A 21,899-nucleotide genomic window follows, 5' to 3' on the forward strand; every position below is an offset into this window, starting at 1 on the left:
CGCCTGGATCGCGTTCTTGTCGCCGCTGTGATCGGCGCCGGCCGAGAGGCTGTTCCCCTCGCTATGGCCGTCACGGTGCGAGATCACGCAGGTGATGCTCACTCTCTCGCCGTCACTGCTCGAGCGGAAGCGGTAGGCCAGCCCATGCCGCGCCAGGACCGGGCCGACCGCGCGGGCGATCTCGGCTAGGTCCTCATGGCGGTAGTGCTTACTCCCGATACTGGCGATCTGGGTCTTCGCGATCACCGGAAGCTCGGCTTTTGCAGCTGTCAGTGCGGCTTCAAAAGCGCAGCGTGCATCGTCCGCCCGGCTCCGCTCGTGCAGGCCGATCAGTTGAGACAGCACATGGTCGTCGGCGCCGCGGTCGAGCGCAGAACTCAACAGGCTGAGCGGGGTGATCGTGGGGGCAGGGCGAAGCTCGGTGAGCCGCGCGCCTGGGGAGGAGCGCCGATGGCGCAAGGTGCTGGTCATCGCTTGGCCCCTCTCACGAGAGATGCGGTGCGCGCTGATCCGAACCGCCAGGCCCGGTAAGCCTGGGCGAGTTCGGCCGGGCTGAGCCTGGAGGTCGAAGGCAGGGGCTCCAGGGGCACCCCGCGAGTGAGCGCCTGCGAGGGCACGATGAGCGGAAGAGGCAAACTGCGATGCATCGCGACCCCCTCAGTGAAGCTGCTGACGGGCGAGGGCGGTCGTGGAAGCCGTGCTCGGCGGGGTGGCCGTTGCCGCGGTGCCGGTATGGTCGCGAAGCAGCCCGGCCCGGTCTGGCGGTATGAGAGCCTGCAACCGTCGAAACGCCGCCAGCTCGGCCCTGGCCTGCGCCCATCCGCGCTTGAGGGACTGAGACAGCAACTGGCGCCGTTGCGCCCGGGTTTGCAGTCCTGAAAATCGAGGGCGGGCCTGTCGCATAGCGTAGCGCAGGATGCCCGGCTTGTAGAAAATGAGCTTGTTCTTGAACTCTAGGATCAGGGTCATGATCGTCCTCCAGCGACGAAAATCGTCAGTGACGGACGGTTCCCTTCCTGTCGGGGCACCAGTCAACCGCAATGGTCTACGCTCGACGAAAAGCGTTGATCAGGCTATGCCAATATCATGATCACGCCGGCCTAATGCCGCGCGGCCCGCGCACTCCTAGACTGGAGCCAGCAGGACCTCGCCAAGGCCGCACACCTCGGCCCCTCAACCATCCGCGACTTCGAAAAGGGCAGGCGGGTCCCGACGCATAACAACCTCCGCGGGATCAAACTCGCCCTCGAGGAGGCAGGCGTCGAGATCGGAGCAGAGAAGTCGAGTGTTGCCCTTATAAGAGAGCGTCAACGCAGGTTGAAGCCTTAAGCTACAACGCTTTCGAGAATAGGCATTCCTGTATCGATGACGGTGTTGACGAACTATCCGCCGAGGTCTTTTGAAATGCGCAGCAGGTATTGTCCGTAGTCGCTCTTCGCGAGTCTCTCGCCGTGAAGTGTCAACTGCGCAGCTGAGATCCAGCCCTGCCGCGCGGCGATTTCCTCGGGGCAGGCGATGCGCAACCCCTGGCGGCTTTCCAGCGTGCGGACGAACTCGCCCGCTTCCAGAAGGCTGTCGGGCGTGCCGGTGTCCAGCCAGGCGAAGCCGCGTCCCATGCACTCGACCGAGAGCGCGCCCCGCTTCAGATAGGTCCGGTTGACATCGGTGATCTCGAGCTCGCCGCGCGGCGATGGCTTGAGGCTTCGGGCTATCTCGACCACTTCGGCATCGTAGAAATAGAGTCCCGTCACGGCCCAGCTCGATTTCGGCGCCTTCGGCTTCTCCTCGATGGAGATCGCCTTGCCGGCCTTGTCGAATTCGACCACGCCGTAACGCTCGGGGTCGCGGACATGATAGGCGAAGACGGTCGCGCCGCTGCTGCGGACCGTCGCTCGCGCCATCATCTCCGGCAGGCTGTGGCCGTAATAGAGATTGTCGCCGAGGATCAGGGCTGATGGTTCGCCGGCAACGAAATCGGCGCCGATCAGATAGGCCTGCGCCAGCCCGCCGGGATGCGGCTGTTCGGCATAGGTCAGGCTCATGCCCCAGTCGGAACCGTCGCCGAGCAGGCGCTGGAAGTTCGGAAGGTCATGCGGGGTCGAGATGATCAGCACTTCGCGGATGCCGGCCAGCATCAGCGTCGAGAGCGGATAGTAGATCATCGGCTTGTCGTAGACGGGCAGGAGCTGCTTCGACATCGCCAGCGTCATCGGGTGCAGGCGCGTGCCGGAACCGCCGGCCAGGATGATCCCCTTCATCGTTGCAGCTCCTTGCCTTGATCCTCGAGCAGTCGCGTGACGCAAGCGCGGAGCGAGCCCTGCCAGTCCGGCAGCCTCACGTCATGAGCCTGCGCGAGCTTGCTGCAATCGAGCCTGGAATTCGCGGGCCGGCGGGCCGGCGTCGGGTAATCGGCCGTTGCGATGCGCCTGATCTTCACAGGCTTGCCGCCCTGCCGCTCGCGTTCTGCGAAGATCGCTTCGGCCACATCGGCCCAGACGGCCTCGCCCGCCGCACTCATATGAAACACACCGCGCAGCGCAGCCTCATCCTTCTGGCTGGTCAGGTTGCGTGCAACCGTGAGGATCGCATCGGCGATGTCGAGCGCGCTGGTGGGGCATCCCGCCTGGTCGGCGACGACGCCGATCTCGTCGCGCGTCTCGGCAAGGTGCAGCATCGTCTTGACGAAGTTCTTGCCGAAGGGGCTGTAGATCCAGGCCGTGCGCAGGATGGCGTGGTTGCCGGTTGCCGCGGCGACCGCCTGCTCGCCGGCGAGTTTGCTCGCGCCATAGGCCGAGATCGGGCCGGTCGCATCGTCCTCGCGGTAGGGCCGGGCGAGCTCACCATTGAAGACATAGTCGGTCGAAAGCTGGATCACGGGAATGCCGAGCGCTGCTGCGGCACGCGCCGCCTCGCCGGCGGCCTCGCCGTTGACGCGCATGGCAAGCTCGGGCTCGCTCTCGGCTTGGTCCACGGCGGTATAGGCGGCCGTATTGACGATCACGTCGGGCCGGGCCGAACGCAGGGCGGGCGCGACCGTCTTCGGCTGGGCGAGATCGAGGTCAGGCCGGCGCAGTGCGATGACCTCGACGCCGACGGGCACGCGCTCCAGCATGGCGCAGACGACTTGGCCGGTCCAACCGGTGACGGCGATACGGAGTGTCATCAGTCGAAATAGCGCAGCATCTCGGCGAGGCGCGGATGCTTGCGGTCCTTGTCTGAGAGGGTGAGGCCGGAGAGCGGCAGGCGCCAGTCGATGCCGAGAGCCGGGTCGTCGAAGGCGAGCCCGTGGTCGTTTTCTGGCGCATAGGGCGCGGTGACCTTGTAGAGCACCTCGGTATCCGGCTCCAGCGTGACGAAACCATGGGCGAAGCCGATTGGAACCAGCAATTGCTTCCAGTTTTCGGCGGAAAGCTCGACCGCGACATGCTTGCCGAAGGTTGGCGAGGCGGCCCGTATATCGACGGCGACATCGAGGATGCGGCCGCGCGTGACCCGCACCAGTTTATCTTGAGCAAAGGGCGGCGACTGGAAATGCAGGCCGCGCAGCGTTCCGACCGGCGCCGACAACGACTGGTTGTCCTGGACGAAATCGAGATCGAGCCCGGCCTCGGCAAAGGCCTTGCGGCTCCAGGTTTCCGAAAAGAAGCCGCGATGGTCGCCGAATTTCTTCGGCGTGACGATCTTGACGGCCGGGATCGCCGTTGCCTCGACGCTCAGCATGTCTTCCCCCGCTCAGGCCGCGCCGAGGCGTTCGCCGCGATAGACGCCGGAACGGATATCGCCCCACCATGCGGGATTGGCGAGATACCATTCGACGGTGCGGCGCAAGCCCGTCTCGAAGGTCTCCTTCGGCACCCAGCCGAGCTCCCGGCCGATCTTGCCGGCATCGATCGCATAGCGCGCGTCATGGCCCGGCCGGTCGGTGACATGGGTGATCAGGCGCTCGCGCGCACCCTTGGGATCGGGACGCAGCTCGTCGAGGAGGGCGCAGATGGTCTTCACCACCTCGATATTGGTCTTCTCGTTATGGCCGCCGATATTGTAGCTCTCGCCCAGCTTGCCGGCGGTCGCGACGGTCAGCAGCGCATCGGCATGGTCGTCGACATAGAGCCAGTCGCGCACATTGAGCCCGTTGCCGTAGACCGGCATGGGCTTGCCCTCCAGCGCATTGATGATCATCAGCGGGATCAGCTTCTCGGGGAAGTGATAGGGCCCGTAATTGTTCGAGCAATTGGTCATCACCACCGGCAGGCCATAGGTGTGGTGCCAGGCGCGCACGAGATGGTCCGACGCCGCCTTGGAGGCGGAGTAGGGCGAGTTCGGCTGATAGGCGGTATCCTCGCGGAAGAACCCGTCGCTACCCAGCGAGCCGAAGACCTCGTCGGTCGATATATGGTGGAAACGGAAGCGCACCTTGCGATCCTCCGGCAGCGCCCGGAAATGGCGCAGCGCCTCCTGCAGCAGCGTAAAGCTGCCGACGATATTGGTCTCGATGAAGGCGGCCGGCCCGTCGATGGAGCGGTCGACATGGCTCTCGGCCGCGAGATGCATGACGATATCGGGCTGGAAATCGGCGAATATCGCTTTCATCCGCTCCCCGTCGCCGATATCGGCCTGTTCGAACCGGTAGCGGTTGCTGCCGGAGACCGGGGCCAGCGAGGCGAGGTTGCCGGCATAGGTCAGCTTGTCGACGACGCAGACCTCGTGCTTGGTCTCGTGGATCAGCTTCCTCACCACGGCCGAGCCGATGAAGCCGGCACCGCCGGTCACGAGAAACTTCAGGGGCATGGGATGAAATCCTGGCGGCAGCGGCCGTAAAGGCGGGGAGATGAAACGGGCGAGGCGCACGCGCCCTGATCGCCGGTCCTGACCGTCGGCCTCAACTCACATCCCCCTTCGCCGAACGGCAGGTGTCACGAAGCATTTTTTCGCGCGACAGCGAAACGCCCGAACCGCGGCGAAACCAAGGCCTGTCATGCCGGGCGTTGAATTCGCTGTTCGGGGAGATGCTGCCGAGCAGGCGTTCACGCCCGCTCGAGCGCAACCGCGATGCCCTGGCCGACGCCGATGCACATCGTCGCCAGCGCGCGCTTCTTACCGGTCAGGGACAGTTCCAGTGCGGCCGTGCCGCTGATCCGGGCGCCGGACATGCCGAGCGGGTGGCCCAGCGCGATCGCGCCGCCATTCGGGTTCACATGCGCGCCGTCCTCGGCGATGCCGAGTTCGCGCAGAACGGCGATGCCCTGGCTGGCGAAGGCCTCGTTCAGCTCGACGATGTCGAAATCGGTGGGCTTGAGGCCGAGGCGTTCGCAGAGCTTGCGGGTCGACGGGATCGGCCCAAGACCCATGACACGCGGCGCGATGCCGCCTGTCGCGCCGCCGAGGACACGCGCGATCGGCGTCAGTCCGTATTTCACTGCCGCCTTTTCGGAGGCGATGATCAGCGCCGCGGCGCCGTCATTGACGCCGGATGCATTGCCGGCGGTGACGGTCCCGCCTTCCTTGCGGAACGGCGTGCCGAGCTTGGCGAGCTTCTCCAGCGTGGTGTCGCCGCGCGGATGCTCGTCGATCTCGACGCGGATGGGATCGCCCTTGCGCTGCGGGATCAGGACAGGGACGATCTCCTTGGCCAGCCGGCCGTTCTGTTGGGCGGCGACCGCCTTGAGCTGCGAGCGCAGCGCGAAGGCATCCTGGTCGGCCCGGCTGACATGGCAGTCGGCGGCGACGTTCTCGCCGGTCTCCGGCATGGAATCGATGCCGTACTGCGCCTTCATCAGCGGATTGACGAAGCGCCAGCCGATCGTGGTGTCGTGGATCTCGGCATGGCGCGAGAAGGCGCTATCGGCCTTGGGCATGACGAAGGGCGCGCGCGACATGCTCTCGACGCCGCCGGCGATCATCAGTTCGGCCTCGCCCGCCTTGATTGCGCGTGCCGCGGCGATGACGGCATCCATGCCCGAGCCGCAGAGCCGGTTGATCGTCGTGCCCGGCACCTCCTTGGGCAGGCCGGCCAGCAGCAGCGACATGCGCGCGACATTGCGGTTGTCCTCGCCGGCCTGATTGGCGCAGCCGAAGATCACGTCGTCGATCGCTCCGAAATCCACGCCTGGATTCTGCTCGACCAGCGCCTTCAGCGGCACGGCCCCGAGATCGTCGGCCCGGACCGAGGACAGCGAGCCGCCGAAGCGGCCGATGGGAGTGCGGACATAGGCGCAGATGAAGGCTTCGGTCATGTCACGGATCCTGCTGTCTCGAAGGCGGATGGCTTTTAGATGCGATAGAAGTCCCGATACCATGAGACAAAGCTGGCGAGGCCCGTCTCGATCGGCGTGGACGGCTGGAAGTCGACGCTGGCAGTCAGGTCCGCCACATCGGCATAGGTCGCAGGAACGTCGCCGGGTTGGGCGGGCAGATGCCGCTTGATCGCCTTGCGGCCGCAGGCATCCTCGATCGCCGCGATGAAACGGTCGAGCCGCACCGGCGTGTGGTTGCCGATATTGTAGATGCGCCAGGCCGCGGACGACGTTGCGGGGTCCGCGGCCCTGCCGTCGACCGACGGGTTGGCCTGCGGCGGCTTGCCGGCCAGCCTGACGATCGCCTCGCGGATGTCGTCGACATAGGTGAAGTCGCGGCTCATCGTCGCCTCGTCGTAGACGTCGATGGAGCGGCCTTCGAGGATCGCCTTGGTGAACTTGAAATAGGCCATGTCCGGCCGCCCCCAGGGCCCGTAGACCGTGAAGAAGCGCAGGCCCGTCGTCGGGATGGCGTAGAGATGGGAATAGGAATGAGCCATCAGTTCGTTGGCGCGCTTGGTCGCTGCATAGAGCGAGACAGGATGGTCGGCCCCGTCATGCTCGCTGAACGGCACCTTGGCATTGGCGCCGTAGACCGAGCTCGACGAGGCATAGACCAGATGATCGACCGGGTTATGCCGGCAGGCCTCGAGGATCGAGAGAAAGCCGTCGAGATTAGAGGCCGCATAGGCGCGCGGGTTTTCGAGCGAGTAGCGCACCCCGGCCTGGGCGGCGAGGTGGATCACCACCTGCGGGCGGAAAGCGACGAAGGCGGCCTGCACGGCATCGTAATCGGAGATGTCGATCTGTTCGAAGGAGAAGCCGTTGCGGGCCGTGAGGCGGTCGAGGCGCGCCTGCTTCAGGGCCGGGTCGTAATAGGGAGTGAGGTTGTCGATGCCGAGAACCTGAACGCCCTTGTCGAGCAGGGCCTGCGTGACATGAAAGCCGACGAAGCCGGCCGCGCCGGTCAGGAGCACGCGTTCGAACGAAGGGGCCTGGTCCACTTGCTGTCCCTGCTGCAACCGGCGGCGGCTGGCTGCTCACGCCGCGATATCGCGTGGTCGGAGGTTTAGCGGGTTTGTGCCGCTGCGAAAGCAAGATTCTCGGCTAGCAGCGCTTCCGCGGCTTCCGCTGTCGGCGCCTCGACATAGACGCGCAGCTCAGGCGCGTTACCCGAGGCCCGGAAATGCACGGTCGCGCCGCTGCCGAGCGTCAGGCGCAATCCGTCTCGGCGGTCGCGAGACGCCACAGCGCCATGGGCGGCGAAGACGGCATCCCGGAAGCTGGAATCCTCCGCGTCGAGCCTCGCGATCAGTGCTGAGGTACTGTCCTGCGGAACCTCCTGCAGGCGGTTCGACAGTGCGATCGCGAAGCGGGCGTCTGCTGCGATCGCGCTCAACGGCTTGCCGGTGCCGCGCGCCAGCGCCAGCGTCGCCAGGATCGGAAGCAGGGCGTCGCGCGTCGGCAGGGCGGCAAGCTTGCGCCCGTCCCGCCTGACGTCCGAGCCCAGCAGCACGCCGCCATTGGCCTCGAACCCGATGACGGTTTCGGCGCCGGCGGCCTTGGCCTCCGCCATGCCGGCAATCACATAAGGTGAGCCGACCCGGGTGCGGATGACCGTCTCGAACAGGCCGGCACGATCCAGCGCCGAGTTGGAGGTCACCGGTGTTACGATTGCATCGGCACCGAGGAACTGTGCGGTCAGCGCGCCAACCAGATCGCCGCGCAGGAAGCGGCCGGTCTCGTCGGCGACGAGAGGGCGATCCGCATCTCCGTCTGTCGAGACGATGGCGTCGAGTTCGCGCTCCCTAGCCCAGCGCCGCGCCAGTTCCTCGTCCTCCGGGCGCAACGCCTCTGTGTCGACGGGGATGAAGATATCGCTGCGCCCGAGCGCAACCGGCGTCGCTCCCAGAGCCGCCAGCACGTCGCATATGACGTCGCGGCCGACGGAGGAATGCTGGTAGACGCCGACGGTGAGCCCCTGCAGGGCGCAGCCGTAAAAGTCGACATAGCGGGCGCAATAGGCGGCCAGCACATCGCGTGACGGCGGTGTGATCGAGTTCTCGGGAACGGCTTTCAGTGCAAGCGCCTGATATTGCGCGAGGATGCGAGCTTCGTAGGTTTTGTCGATCTCCCCTTGTGCGCGGTAGAATTTCAACCCGTTCCGGTCATCCGGGATATGGCTGCCCGTTACCATGATGGCCGGGTTGCCGGCCGCCATTGCGGACTGTGCCAGCGCAGGCGTAGGCACGGCGCCGCAATCCACTGGCTTGAGCCCGGCCTCGGCAACGGCTTGCGCGCATTGTGCAGCGATTAGCGGGCTTGAAGAGCGTAGGTCCCGGCCGATCAGCACCTCTCCCTTGGGGCCGGCAGCCCGATCCGCCTGTAGCACGGCGCAGAAGGCGCGGACATGGGAATAGGTCGGCAGGCCGACGAGCTCCGTGACGAGGCCGCGCAGGCCGGAGGTTCCGAACTTCACGCTAACCATGTCAAAAGGACCTCAAACGACGTCAGAGCATATGGCATGATTCAAAGGGACTTCTACGAACGAGATACCGTTGTGTTGAATAATTGTCATCTATGAAAGGCTCGGAACTAGACGGGACTAGGCATCCTTCGGGGTTGTAAATCATCGGCGCTTGACCAAGCCTCGGCTTGAGATGCTCATCCATCCCCAGATTTGACTCTATCGAACGAGGTTCGGACCGTGTGCTATTCGCGTTTCACGGAACAGCAGACAGCAGCAGATGTCTGGCGCGGTTATGGCAGCGCCCTTCTGCAAGTGCGGCATCTCCTCGGCGATCCGATGAAACCCGGCAACACGAGAAGAAATCGGGATTTAAATCTTCCTGCATTCGAAAGGTATTAATTTGGATCGATTGATTAATGTAATGGTATTGCCTCACAATGGTGAGCTCAGGCGGCTGTACTGATTTGAAGGCGATCAATTAGATTCATTCATCGCGTGGCAGTCTGTGTTGATACAGGTCGATCTTTATCAAGTTTGATATTAGCCAATCTGGTCGTGCCAAGGCTGTGGTTTCTTTCGCGGATCGGTCGTGAAGAGCCGATTTGCGCGTGCAGATTCGCCTTAGTGCCGCGAAAAGGCTAGGATCGGAGCCGGATTCCTTTCGAGCCAGCACACTAGTGTGAGGTGCGTTGCCTGTGAGTTTTGATGAAGAGATGATAATTTTGCGCTGGTTTACGCTGAAGGATGCAAACTTCAGTTCTGTCGCAGAATTGCTCTCGATTCTTGACGAAACCGAGCGCAGTCGCGCGACACGTTTTAGGTTCGAGCGAGATCGTTTCGCATATGTCGCGGCTCACGCGCTCAAACGCTCATTGCTTGCGAAGCATTCTTCAAGCGCGCCGCAAGAGCTTCGCTTCACGTCCGGGGCGCATGGCAAGCCGGAGCTTGTCGCTGAGCAGAACGATCGCGGCCTGCGCTTTAGCATCAGCCACTGCGTCGGTATGGTGGCGGTTGCAATGTTGGTGGGAGCCGATATCGGCATTGATGTAGAGAGCAGCCGTCGTGAATGGACCCTAGATGTGGCCGAGAGCTTTCTCTCCGCGGAAGAGCTTGCCGCCGTGCTCGAGCTGTCCGAGTCTGCTAGAGCGCGTGCTCTTGCCTCCACTTGGACATTGAAAGAGGCTTTCGTAAAGGCCATCGGTACAGGCCTGTCGCACCCTCTCGACAGCCTGACAATGAGACCAGAACCACTCTCGATCAGCTTCGCGCCTCTCGATGCCGGGGAGGCCCGAGATTGGAGCTTCCGCCATTATCAGCCGGATGGGGAACATCTGATTGCACTCGCCGTTAGGCGGCCCGCGGCTAAGGTCGACGCTAAATCGATCTCTTGGCAGCCGGGAAGATTTGACGTCCGATGAGTTGCAAGTGCGGGAACAGTGAACCTCCCCGACCACGTCGATGACATCTAAGCCGATCGTATAATGGCGGGCCGCTATTTATATTCGATGATCGTTTGTTGTTTGCCCAGCCAGAGGTTCTTGTAAAAGCGCAGAACGCCTTGGCATTCCGCAAACTTGCCGACGACGTTCAAAGTGGCACTGGTCCAGCGTTGTGGTTCGCTCGCCGGCGCGCGAGCAGCGAGTCGGGCAACCTGGAGCGGCAGGAGCATAAGCAGTAGCAGAAAACCCTTGTTCAGACACACGCCGGCGATTATCGCGGCGACTGGCAGAAGGGTCCAGCTTACTGATCTTAGAAGCTTGCGCTTCCAAATGCCGAACTTGGATGATGCATGTAGTCGCGATACCTCGGCGAATGCGTGGCCGGCTCGGACGTTTCGTACCCACCACTGCCAGAAGTACAAAATGTTGGCATCATGCAGGGTCATTTCGGAAGCAAGCCGCCAAATCTTCCATCCCTTTTCACGTAGTCGAACACAGAGCTCGGGTTCCTCTCCGGCGACCAAGCTTGATCTGAAGCCACCTGCAGAACAGAACGCCTCGACCCTGACTAAGCTGTCGCCGCCACATTCGAACGATTCTCCTGCGGGCGTATTCCATTCGCCGTCGCACATTAAGTTGTACACGGATCGATCCGGGTAGCGCTCGCGCCGGCGCCCAAAGACGATCGCGACGTCGGTACGCTGAACCATAAACGCCGCCGCCTGCGTCACCCAATCGGGATCGATCATGCAATCGCCATCCACAAACTGGATGAATTCGAGATTTGGTCGCAGGCGCATCAACTCCCAAGCTCCAGCGTTGCGCGCGCGAGCAGCCGTGAACGGCACGGACAGATCGAGCTCGACCACAGAAGCGACCTGGTTTGAGGCAAAGGCGACGCTGCCGTCGGTTGAGCCGGAATCTACATATATCGTCGACATAAGCATCGGCTCAACCGACGTAATGCAGTCGGCAAGCCGCTTGCCTTCATTGCGGCCGATGATCACTACGCCTACATGTCTAATATTAATCGCTCCAACTGTTCATCTCTACGCAGTGGTCGTAGATAAAATCTTAACCGCCTTTTCGTATCTGTTAATTTCGTTCGTTGCCAATTAGTATACGTCTTTAGGATTGCACAGCATAATCGCTGTTCGAATAACGATCAAGCTATCAAGCCATATACTCCAATTGTCGATGTACCAGAGGTCGTGCTGTACGCGCAACTCCATGCTTTCTATGGTCGGGGTTTCGCCGCGGCTTCCGTTAACCTGCGCCCATCCACTCAGACCAGGCTTCATGAAGCGCCGCATGGCATAGCGCTGTATGAGGTCCTCATATGCCTCGTCATGAGCTACCGCGTGCGGTCGTGGCCCGACAATTGACATTTCGCCGCGGAGAACGTTCCAGAGCTGCGGTAGCTCATCGATGCTAGAGCGCCGGATGAACCGTCCGACCCAGGTTACACGCGCATCATTCCTAGAAGCCTGGCGGAACTCGCTCCCCTCTGATGACATGGTCATGCTGCGAAACTTCAGAATTTCGAACTTGCGGCCATTTGCGCCAAACCGCATCTGCCTGAATAAGATCGGGCCAGGGGTGGTGAGCTTAATCAGGATTGCGGTGAGCAGCATGATCGGTGCGAGCGTGATTAATGCGATCAACGCAATTGACATGTCGAAAAGCCGCTTCAGCGCCCGTTCCGACAGGCTTAGCGGGTGGCGCTGAACCTGAAAAGAGAGAATGCTGCCGAGCTTGTGAGACGAGCGCGAGATAACGTCGGCATTAGGACCGTCGACTGCGAACCTTACCGGCAACGGCAGCGACCGCAACGCCTCGACGAGCTGCGTAACAATGCCAAATCGCTGCATTGAAACAGTAATTACTATCTCGTCGATCGCCAAATTGTAAGAAGTAGCGGCGACTTGCTTTATAATAATCAGAATCTCTTGGTCGGAGATTTCGCCAGCCGGCAAAATCAATTGACTCACGGGCATGTGGCCATAGCGTTGTAATTCGCTAATCGTCGCGTCCGATCCCTTGTTTCCATCGCATATCGTCAGAATCCGGCGCCGGACAAACAGGCCGCGATCAAGTGAAAGCCGCAGGAAATCGCGCCAAACGTAACGGCAGCCAAGCAGCGCTGTCAGCGCGAAGAGGAAGAATAAAAGCACGTAGCCGCGCGATATCAGATCAGAGATCTTCAAAGCAAATGCGACGGTTGCTAGTAAAAAGAAAGTAAATATTAAATTGAAAAATACATTGCGAGCCTGTCTAATAATGTTAAAAAGTTGATCACCAGAATATAATCCACGAATGTGATTGACGGATGAGAAAATTATTGCAATCATTAGTCCGAAGGCGGAATATTGAATTAGGTCGCCGCTAGAAGAAAATGCCCAAAAATGATATGCTAAACCTGATACTATGCTTGTTATTATGATTATTGCTACATCGCAGGCAAAAACTAGGCCTTGAACGTGCTCGTAACATAGTCTGAATCGTTCGCGATTGGATCTAGCGGCGGGATTTGTCCCTTCATTAGCGTTAAGGGCGGTCATGATTGCCCACAGCCTTCTAGCCATAGTTGATGACGTAACGGTTCCTCTTCGTTAACACATTGTTAAAGTGCAATCAATCCGACCTATTCCGCATCATCAAAATGAGTTGTGAATTGAGTTAACGGCATGGCGGCGCGAGGCACGTATAATTCCTCTTCCGGGGGATCGCATTTAAATCGACTCTGCGTCAGGTTTTAGGTGTACAACAATTTGCCGGTCAGATTCAGTCGAAATGGTGGGGTGCTGGCCTATTTACGCACTTTGCGGGGGGGGGCGGGCGTTCTCTGGTTGAAATTTATTTCCGGTAAGCGTTTGACACGACGATAGATGTGTACGTATCAAAGCGGTCGAGCTGAGTTATGCTTTACCTCGGATAAAAAATTAGATAACCCTAGGTCGCTGCAGGCATGAGAAGGTGTTCAATCGGCATAGTGTTGAAGCTTGTCTTGTTGACGATTTTGTTTGTCGGGCTTGATGCTGGAGCGCTTGTTGCTGTAGCGCAGGGGCGGGTTGCCGACGCTAAGTCGCAAGCAAGAGGGCGCCAAGAGGGGTCGGCAATGGCTGATCTGAAGCGTCGGATGTACGTATCTGGTCATAGTCTTACAAATCCGCGGACCATTGAGCTCCTGGGGCGAATGGCGGGGGCTGCTGGCGTCGATCTCGTATGGAACATGCAGTACCTTGAGGGTTCGTCAATCCGTCAGAGAAGGGAAGGGCGGCAGGGAATGGCCGGGCGCCGTCCCTACAACAACGGTGCGGATCGCTCGGGTCAGCCGGCTGACGTGCTGGCGGAATTCGCATCCCGAAATGGCGATGGCCGGGCGATCGATACATTGCTGGTCACGGAGCAGCACGCGATCTTGGGCGCGCTCGTCTGGCAAGATACGATTGGAAGTTTGCGCGATCTTCACGATAGCTTCGTGAAATCCAACCCGGGTGGGCAGTCCGTCTTCTTCGCGCCGTGGCTTTCGGTTGACGATCGCGCAGCCCCCAGTCGTTGGGTCGCGTATGAGCGGGCGGCCGCTCCGGTCTGGTCCTGCATCGTGGGCGTCGTTAACCGCTCGCTCGAGCGCGACGGCCGGCGAGACCGGGTCAGATCAATCTCGATGGGACTGGCCATGGCCGAACTCGTTGCCTCTGCGGCAACCAAGGGCACGGCGATCTTCGAGGCGCTCGGGCCAAAATCGCGCCTGAAAGGCCTGCTCACCGACGACGTACATCTAGGCCCGATCGGCGACTACTATGTGGCTGCTGTCTTGTTCCAATACCTTTTTCCTGGCCTCCAGCCCGCGTCGATCTCGGTGCCGAACGTCAGTCCCGGCCTGATGCGCGAACTCGATGCGTTCGCCGGCCGGTTTGCGCTCGATCATGCCGAATCCGAGCCGGCAATGTCGGCGTCCGAGTGTAGATCTTATGTCAAGACGCAGTTCGTAGGCGCTTTCGTTTCATATTACACATCGGTCGATTTCAAGAAAAACCAGAACGCATTCTCCGCTACTTACAGTAAGTGGAAAATGTACCGCGAGTTCAATAATATTTATCGAATCGACAATAGCTCGAACCCTTTCTACGGTGAATGACTACGAACTGGACGTAGTTGGGACGATCTGTGGGAGCTTAGTTATGTTCGCGTACACCGAGTCTCGGCCGATGTTCGGGTTGACCTTCAGCTGCGAAACTCTCGACGAGCTCGCCGATGAGCTCTGCCGTGTTCCAGCCCCGGCCGGAGGCGGTCTGCGGCACCTGGTCACGATGAACGTCGACCATGTGGTTCATTTGCGTAGGCACGCTGATTTTCGCACCGCCTATCGCAATGCTTGGAAAGCGACGATTGATGGCATGCCGATCCTGCTCTACGCACGGCTGCGCCAGATCGGCGTCAAGGCGCGCGTGACCGGTGCCGACCTGTTCCCGGTCGTATTCGGGCGTCTCGAACCCGCCCGCCACCGACCCTTCATCGTCGCCTCCAGCCAAGGCACTGCGAAAGTCCTAAGCGATGCGCTCGTGCGTGCCGGTTTCGACGCCGCTCAGTTTGCCTTTCATATCCCCGATTTCGGCTTCGAGAAGGATGCAGTCGCGACGGCACTGCTAATCAAACAGATCTCCCTGCTGCGCCCTACCCACATCTTTTTCGGCGTCGGCGCGCCGAAATCCGAGATCTGGATCGACCGTCACCGCGCACTGCTGGGCGACGCCTATTGTCTAAGTGTCGGTGCCGCGCTCGATTTCCATGCTGGCAGCGTCAAGCGCGCACCGAGGTGGATGCGTCGTATCGGCTTCGAATGGGCATGGCGTTTTGCACAGCAGCCGAAGCGGTTGTTCCGCCGCTATTTCGTCGATTCCCGGTTTGTTATCGGTGCGATCGTCAGCGATCTGCGTCATGATGGCAGGCGCATTCCGGATATGAAAATCGGCGCTCTGAATGGCTAGCGGAGCCGACTGCACCGCGCCGATGCGGGGATCTTCGGATTCTTCGGCACGCATGATGCAGGTGTTTAAACTCCTCTCATTTTTTTGTGCTGAGATGAGACACCATTGTTGAGCGCCCTGCCGTTACGCGACCACTTAATGGGGCATCCAAGCCGCCGGCACTCCTTGACAGCACGAGCGATCGCTTATGAACGAGAATGACATCGCCATTATCGGGATGGCTGTGCGGGCGCCCGGGGCGCGTTCCTTGAACGAGTTCTGGGACAATCTCGTCGCGGGACGCGAGAGCATCGAAAGCCTCAGCGAGGAGGCGCTTTTGGAGGCCGGCGAACCGGTCTCGCGACTGCGCAACTCGCATTATGTTCCGCGCGCCGCGATCCTCCCCGGAATGGAGATGTTCGACGCCGAATTCTTCGGTGTCAGCCCGAAAGAAGCTGCGATCATGGATCCCCAGCATCGCCACTTTCTCGAATGCTCTTGGGAGGCGTTCGAGAATGCGGCGCGCATGCCCGATGGCTTCGACGGGCCGGTAGGAGTGTTCGCTGGGTGCGGCATGGGCAGTTATTTTTATTTTAATATCTGCAGCAACCGGCAGCTGGTCGACCAGGTTGGCATGTTCCTCCTGCGCCATACCGGCAACGACAAGGATTTCCTCTCGACGCGGGTTTCGTATCTGTTCGATCTCAAGGGACCGAGCGTCAACGTTCAGACGGCCTGCTCCACCTCGCTTGTGGCCGTGCACTACGCCTGCCAGAGCCTGCTTAGCCGCGAATGCGACATGGCCCTCGCCGGAGGTGTCACGATCGAGTTCCCACATCGGCGCGGCTATGTCTATCAGGACGGCGAGATCCTGTCGCCGGACGGGCATTGCCGACCCTTCGACCAACGCGCTGCGGGCACCGTTTTCGGCAGCGGCGTCGGAACGGTAGTTCTCCGGCGCTTGGAGGACGCGCTCCGCGACGGCGACCCCATCCATGCGGTGATAAAGGCGACGGCGGTCAACAATGACGGCGCCAGCAAAGCAGGCTATCTCGCGCCGAGCGTGACCGGCCAAGCCGCCGCGATAATCGAGGCGCAGGCGCTCGCAGGTATCGGCGCCGACGAGGTTGGCTATGTCGAATGCCACGGCACCGGCACCTATCTCGGCGATCCGATCGAGGTTGAGGCGCTGACTCAGGCCTTTCGCCGCAGCGCGAGCGGGCGCGGATTCTGCCGGATCGGTTCGGTTAAGAGTAATATTGGCCATACCGATACCGCTGCCGGCGTCATCGGGCTGATCAAGGCGGCTATGACCGTCAAACACGGGCGGATCCCGGCCACGCTTAATTTCAAGAAGCCGAACCCGACGATCAATTTCGCAGAGAGCCCGTTCGTCGTAAACGACAAGCTTCACGAATGGTCGACGCCAAACGGGGTGCGCATAGCCGCCGTGAACTCGCTTGGGGTCGGCGGCACCAACGCTCATGCCATCTTGCAATCGCCGCCTCAGGTGGCGAGAGCCGCCGGGGGCGCGAACGACGACGAGAAGCCGACGCTCCTCGTCGTGTCCGCCCGCAGCAAGAATGTGCTCGACGATGCCGCGCGCCGCCTGGCCAATGCGCTCGAGGCGGATCCCTCGCTCGCTTTGCGCGATGCCGCCCACACGCTCCTCGCCGGTCGCAAGCAGTTCGAGCACCGCAAGGTTATCCCGGTTGCCTCGCGCCGCGATGCGATCGAAATCTGCCGAGAGCCGGCCTCGCGCCGGACCTCGATCCGCCGTCCTCTCGAGGGCGAGGCCGAGGCCGTCTTCGTGTTTCCGGGTGGTGGGGCCCAGCATGTCGGCATGGCTGCTGCGCTGTACCGCACGAATCCGCAATTTCGCGCCAGCGTCGAGGAAGGCCTGTCCTATCTAGCGCCAGGAGCGGGCGAGGAAGTGCGCCAGGCCTGGCTCGGCGCGGATTCGCACAAGGGCGCTCTGCTGCACAAGCCATCCGTCCAGCTGCCGGCCATCCTGATCCTGGAAGTGGCCATGGCCCGCCTGTGGATGGATTGGGGCATCAAGCCGGCCGCGCTGATCGGCCATTCCATGGGCGAAAACGCGGCGGCGTGCATCGCCGGCGTCTTCAGCTTCCGCGATGCCGTCAATCTCGTCCGCGTCCGCGGGACGTTGTTCGAGGAGATCGCCGGCGGCGGCATGCTCAGCGTCGCCCTCAGCGAAGACACCCTCAAGAGTCACCTCTTTCCCGAACTCGACATCGCCTCGGTCAACGCGCCAGATCTGTGCGTGGTCTCAGGCACCAAGGCGGATCTGCAGCGTTTCGCCGACCACCTGCTTGGCATCGGCATCGAGTCGCAGGCCGTGGCCATCGATGTCGCGGCGCATTCGCGCATGCTCGAGCCGATCCTCGGGCGCTTTGAGGCGCTTCTGCGCTCCATCCCGCTGCGCACCCCGACGATCCCGATCGTCTCCAACCTGACGTCGGAGATCCTGACCGCCGATCAGGCGCGCGATCCGATGTACTGGGTCCGGCACCTGCGCTCGACCGTTCGCTTCGCCGCCGGCATCAAGCGCATCGCCGACGCGCGGCGCGTCTTCGTCGAGGTCGGTCCTGGCAAGACGCTGTCGTCCCTAGTCAAGGCGCAGGGGATTGACACCAACCAGGTCATCAACAGCCTGCCCCATGCCGACGATGCGACCGATGACGGCGTTCATGTTCTCGGCGCGCTCGGCGCAGCCTGGGCGCTTGGCCTGCCGCTCGATGTCGCCAAGCTCTGGAGCGACGGGGCGCCGCGACGGGTCGCGTTGCCCACATATCCGTTCCGGCAGCAGCACTACTTCATCGAACAGGCGGCGCCCGCCAGTCAGGATGTGCCGGACGAACTCGCGCGGCGGCATGAGGACGTCGCCGACTGGGGCTACGAGGTCGCCTGGCGACAGGCGGTGCCCCCGGTCCGGGCCGGAGCGACGCCGGAGAAGAAGCGCTGGCTCGTGCTGCTCGACGATGCGGGCCTCGGCGCCGAGCTGTGCAGCCGGCTGACGCAGGCCGGGCACGAGGTCGTGACCGTCGCCATCGGCGACGGTTTCCGTCGGCTGGGTGCGCAGAGTTATGTTCTCTGCCCCGAAGACGGCCGCAGCGGCTTCGATGAACTCTTGGCGCATCTGACCGCCGACGGGCTCGTCCCCGACCGGATCGTCGATCTCTGGCTCTACACCTTTGAAGAGGCGCACCGGCCGGGATCGAGCTTCTTCCATCGCAATCAGGAACGCGGCTTCTATACGCTGTTCTACCTCGCGCGGGCGCTCGGGCAGACCGGGCTCAAGCAGGACATCGCGCTGACGGTCCTCACCAACGGGATGCAGCGTGTCGGCGCCGAGCCGATCGCGTATCCCGACAAATCGACCGTCCTCGGCGCGGTGCAGGTCCTTCCGAAGGAATATGCGAACCTGTCGATCCGCGCGATTGACTTGCCCTTCGAGCGCGACGGGCGCGCCTTCGCTCCGGCGGCGCCCCGTCAGCCCGACATCGCCGCTCTGGTCAAGCGTCTCGCCATCGGCGCGCAGGCTGCGCCGGTCTGGCTCGACCTGTTGTGGGACGATCTGCATGGCGACAGCGGCAACGAGATCGTCGCCTACCGCGATGGCCGTCGCTGGGTGAGTGGCTTCACCGCGGTGCAGCTGCCGGCCGCAGCAAGCGATGCCACGGGCTTCAAGCCCGGCGGCGCCTACCTTATCACCGGCGGGCTCGGCGACCTCGCGCTGCTGTTCGCGCAAGGCCTCGCCACCCATGTCCAGGCCAGGCTCGTTCTGGTCGGCCGTACGGCGCTGCCGCCGCGCGAGGAGTGGCAGCGGGTAGAGGCGAACGGATTGCGGACCGACCGGGTTGCGGTCGCCATCAGGGCGATCCGCGCCATTGAGCAGGCCGGAGGCACCGTTCTGTACTGCCGCGCCGACGTGACCAATGTCGACGAGATGAAGGCGGCTCTCGCCGAGGCCGAGGCTGCGTTCGGCCGGCTCGATGGCGTCCTGCACACGGCTGGCGTGGTCAAGGACGAACTGGTCGAACTGAAGACCGAGGCCGATCTCGAAGTCGTGCTGGCGCCAAAGGTGTATGGCACCGAGGTGCTGATCGAGGTTCTCGGCGAGCGCAAGCTCGACATCGTAGTGCTCTTTTCCTCGACCAGCACCGCCATCGCCCCGGCGGGGCAGATCGACTACGTGGCTGCCAACGCCTACCTCAACGCCGTCGCGCAAAGCCGCGCGATGCAGGCCCATGGCCGTGTGCTCGCCCTGCAATGGGGCATCTGGAACGAGATCGGACTGGCGGCCCGGGCCGGCGCAGCCGAGCGCGACGTCGCCGACGTCCGCGAGGTGGCGCAGCCGCTGATCACCTTGCGCAAGAGCGAGCCTGACGGGCAGCTTCGTTTCGAACTGACCTGCGGCCCGCAGAGCCACTGGATCCTGAACGAGCATCGGCTCGGCACCAGCGAGGCGGTCTGGCCGGGCACCGGCTATATCGAGCTCCTGCTCGAAACGGCCCGCGAACTCGGCTTCTCGCAGACGATCGGCGTCGAACAGCTCAGCTTCGTGAACCCGCTCAACGTGCCCGACAACGGAGCACGCACCATCACCTTGTCCGTTACAGCCAAGAGTGGCGGCAGGCGGCAGGTGACGATCGAGAGCATGAGCGCCGATATGTCGACGCAGGTCCATGCGGAAGCGACGCTGTCGGGCTTGGCCGCGACCGGCGGGATGATCGACGTCACGGCAATCGTCGCCCGCTGCACCGAAGTCATGAGGGCCGGCGCAGGCCAGACCTTGTGCTCGGCCCAGGAAGGCTTCCTGAATTTCGGCGAGCGGTGGGGCGTGCTCAAGGCGACGCATCGTGGGTCCGGCGAGATGCTCGCCGAACTCGAGCTCGATTCTCGCTTCGCCGGCGACCTCGCCGAAGGCTACCTCGCCCATCCGGCTCTGCTCGACATCGCGACCGGCTATGCAATGGCGCTGATCGACGGTTACGATCCGGCCCAGTCGCTCTGGGTTCCGGCTGGCTACGGCCGCTTGCGCGTATTCGCGCCGCTCCCGCGCCAGATCGTCAGCTGGGTGCGGATCCAGCCGAGCCAAGACCTCGGCGCCGACTATGCCACCTTCGGCGTCACCGTCGCGGCACCCGACGGAACCATCCTCCTCGAAGCCGAGGAGTTCACGATCCGGCGCGTTGGAAGCTCTTTCCCGGCGGACGATGCGGATGGGCGCGCGAGCCATAGATCCGAGCTCGCAACCGCGCGGCTGCGGCAGGCACAGGCAGCTTTGTCACCTGCGCAGAAGCAGTTGGCGCAGCTGGTAGCACAGGGCATTCGCCCGGCAGAAGGCTTCGAGGCATTCTTGCGGGCAACCGCGGCCAAGCCCGCGCAGCTCGTCGTCAGTTCGATGGACCTGTTCGACCTGATGCGGCCACCGCGCATGGCAGCGCAGGCTCAGGCGAGCGAGGGCGGCTTCGAGCGTCCCGAAAGTGACATCGACTATGTCGAGCCGCGGCCCGGGATCGAGGCGACGCTGGCGGCATTCTGGCGCGAGCTCCTCGGCGTCAAGACGATCGGGGCAAACGACAACTTCTTCGATCTCGGCGGGCACTCGCTGATCGCGGTACGGCTGTTCCGCATGATCAAAGCGGAATTCGCCGTCGACTTCCCGATGTCCGTTCTGTTCGAGGCGCCTACCATCGCCCAATGCGCGGCGCTTCTCGCGGAGGCGGGCGCGGGCGGCGGTGCGGACCCGGCGGCTCCTGCCGCTGACGCCGCGGCGAAGCCGCCCGCGCGGCGCTACACGCACCTCGTTCCGATGAGCGCCGGCCCGGCGATCGGGGCGCGCCCGTTCTTCATCTGCGCGGGCATGTTCGGCAACATCTTGAACCTGCGCCATCTCGCCATGCATCTCGGCGAGGACCGGCCGGTCTACGGGCTCCAGGCCAAGGGGCTCTTCGGCAACGAGAGCCCGCACGCCAGCTTCGAGGAGATGGCGCGCGGCTGCATCGCCGAGCTGCGCACCGTTCAGCCGAACGGTCCCTACCATCTGGGCGGCTTCTCCGGCGGCGGACTAGTCGCCTACGAGATGGCACAGCAGCTCGAACGCGACGGCGAGATGGTCTCGCTCGTGGTCCTGCTCGATACCCCAGTTCCCCAACGGGTCGACCTGTCGCTGCGTGACCGGCTCGTGATGAAGTGGCAGGACGCGCGACGGCAGAAGGGTGCCTTCGTATCCGAATGGCTGCGATCGCGCCTCGCCTGGGAGCTGGCCCGCCGGCGCAAGCGCAGCGGCGCGGATCAGGCCGAGGAGGATGGCTTCCACAACGGCGCGATCGAGGCCGCCTTCCTCAAGGCTCTGTGGGCGTACCAACTGCTTTCGACCCGCGCCAAGTGCCTCCTGCTGCGCCCCAAGCTGCACGTGTCCTATCGGCTTCCCGGTGGCCGTGACCTCAACGACGTCCGCAATTTGGTCTCCGCTGATAATGGCTGGGAGCCTTATGCCGAGGACCTGACGATCACCGAGGTGCCCGGCAATCACGACAGCATGGTCCTGGAGCCGCATGTCCGCGTTCTTGCTCGCCGCATCCGCGACGCGCTCCGCGAGGCCGAGCGCTCCGCCGCGCCGCTGGCTCGCGCCGCGGAGTGAGCTGTTAGTCTTGAGCCGGCGCGCGAACGACGACGCGTCGCGCATCCGGGCCGGATG

Annotated in this window: 15 protein-coding genes and 1 pseudogene; 5 read left to right on the forward strand and 11 right to left on the reverse strand. The window is 62.7% G+C overall.

Going from position 1 to position 21,899, the window contains the following annotated elements; all coding sequences use genetic code 11:
* Together NUV79_RS22855 and NUV79_RS22860 are read right to left on the reverse strand one after the other, a co-directional pair.
* Positions 1-471, reverse strand: a 471-nt coding sequence (locus NUV79_RS22855) for an ERF family protein (protein ID WP_257735375.1), incomplete at its 3' end; no start/stop codon positions are given.
* A gap of 186 nt (positions 472-657) precedes the next feature.
* Complete coding sequence (locus NUV79_RS22860; RefSeq protein WP_257735376.1) at positions 658-969, reverse strand: hypothetical protein; 312 nt, start codon at positions 967-969, stop codon at positions 658-660.
* Positions 970-1,119: 150 nt separating this feature from the next.
* Between NUV79_RS22860 and NUV79_RS22865 the strand changes: the two are divergent.
* A pseudogene (locus NUV79_RS22865) lies at positions 1,120-1,329 on the forward strand (helix-turn-helix domain-containing protein); the annotation flags it as partial.
* Positions 1,330-1,382: 53 nt separating this feature from the next.
* Here NUV79_RS22865 and rfbA read toward each other — a convergent pair.
* The 7 genes from rfbA to NUV79_RS22900 all read right to left on the reverse strand — a co-directional run bounded on the left by rfbA (position 1,383) and on the right by NUV79_RS22900 (position 8,781).
* Complete coding sequence (rfbA, locus tag NUV79_RS22870; protein ID WP_257735377.1) at positions 1,383-2,258, reverse strand: glucose-1-phosphate thymidylyltransferase RfbA; 876 nt, start codon at positions 2,256-2,258, stop codon at positions 1,383-1,385.
* Complete coding sequence (rfbD, locus tag NUV79_RS22875) at positions 2,255-3,163, reverse strand: dTDP-4-dehydrorhamnose reductase (RefSeq protein ID WP_257735378.1); 909 nt, start codon at positions 3,161-3,163, stop codon at positions 2,255-2,257. Before rfbD ends, rfbA begins: the two co-directional genes overlap by 4 nt.
* Complete coding sequence (rfbC, locus tag NUV79_RS22880; protein ID WP_257735379.1) at positions 3,163-3,720, reverse strand: dTDP-4-dehydrorhamnose 3,5-epimerase; 558 nt, start codon at positions 3,718-3,720, stop codon at positions 3,163-3,165. Before rfbC ends, rfbD begins: the two co-directional genes overlap by 1 nt.
* A 12-nt stretch (positions 3,721-3,732) precedes the next feature.
* On the reverse strand, positions 3,733-4,788 hold the full coding sequence (rfbB, locus tag NUV79_RS22885) for a dTDP-glucose 4,6-dehydratase (protein ID WP_257735380.1): 1,056 nt from the start codon (positions 4,786-4,788) through the stop codon (positions 3,733-3,735).
* Positions 4,789-5,024: 236 nt separating this feature from the next.
* Positions 5,025-6,233, reverse strand: a complete 1,209-nt coding sequence (gene pcaF, locus NUV79_RS22890; protein WP_257735381.1) for a 3-oxoadipyl-CoA thiolase — start codon at positions 6,231-6,233, stop codon at positions 5,025-5,027.
* Positions 6,234-6,268: 35 nt separating this feature from the next.
* A complete protein-coding gene (locus tag NUV79_RS22895) occupies positions 6,269-7,297 on the reverse strand; it encodes an NAD-dependent epimerase (protein WP_257735382.1) in 1,029 nt (342 codons plus the stop codon).
* A 65-nt stretch (positions 7,298-7,362) separates the two neighbouring features.
* On the reverse strand, positions 7,363-8,781 hold the full coding sequence (locus tag NUV79_RS22900; RefSeq protein ID WP_257735383.1) for a phosphomannomutase: 1,419 nt from the start codon (positions 8,779-8,781) through the stop codon (positions 7,363-7,365).
* A 677-nt stretch (positions 8,782-9,458) separates the two neighbouring features.
* Between NUV79_RS22900 and NUV79_RS22905 the strand changes: the two genes are divergently transcribed.
* On the forward strand, positions 9,459-10,181 hold the full coding sequence (locus NUV79_RS22905; RefSeq protein WP_257735384.1) for a 4'-phosphopantetheinyl transferase family protein: 723 nt from the start codon (positions 9,459-9,461) through the stop codon (positions 10,179-10,181).
* A 74-nt stretch (positions 10,182-10,255) separates the two neighbouring features.
* Here the strand turns inward: NUV79_RS22905 and NUV79_RS22910 are convergent, their stop codons facing one another.
* Positions 10,256-11,209 carry a glycosyltransferase family 2 protein gene (locus tag NUV79_RS22910; protein ID WP_245281186.1) on the reverse strand — a complete coding sequence of 318 codons (954 nt, stop codon included), beginning with the start codon at positions 11,207-11,209 and terminating at the stop codon, positions 10,256-10,258.
* A 108-nt stretch (positions 11,210-11,317) separates the two neighbouring features.
* Entirely contained in the window at positions 11,318-12,763 is a 1,446-nt protein-coding gene (locus NUV79_RS22915) for an undecaprenyl-phosphate glucose phosphotransferase (protein WP_257735385.1), read from the reverse strand.
* 557 nt (positions 12,764-13,320) lie between these two features.
* Here NUV79_RS22915 and NUV79_RS22920 point away from each other — a divergent pair.
* The 3 genes from NUV79_RS22920 to NUV79_RS22930 all read left to right on the forward strand — a co-directional run bounded on the left by NUV79_RS22920 (position 13,321) and on the right by NUV79_RS22930 (position 21,842).
* On the forward strand, positions 13,321-14,343 hold the full coding sequence (locus NUV79_RS22920; protein ID WP_257735386.1) for a hypothetical protein: 1,023 nt from the start codon (positions 13,321-13,323) through the stop codon (positions 14,341-14,343).
* A gap of 43 nt (positions 14,344-14,386) precedes the next feature.
* Positions 14,387-15,193 carry a WecB/TagA/CpsF family glycosyltransferase gene (locus NUV79_RS22925; protein WP_082009598.1) on the forward strand — a complete coding sequence of 269 codons (807 nt, stop codon included), beginning with the start codon at positions 14,387-14,389 and terminating at the stop codon, positions 15,191-15,193.
* A 187-nt stretch (positions 15,194-15,380) separates the two neighbouring features.
* Positions 15,381-21,842, forward strand: coding sequence for a type I polyketide synthase (locus NUV79_RS22930; RefSeq protein WP_257735387.1), 6,462 nt, complete (start codon positions 15,381-15,383; stop codon positions 21,840-21,842).
* Positions 21,843-21,899: the final 57 nt, after the last annotated feature.

The organism is Allobosea sp. 47.2.35, assembly GCF_024655635.1.
GTDB lineage: Bacteria > Pseudomonadota > Alphaproteobacteria > Rhizobiales > Beijerinckiaceae > Allobosea.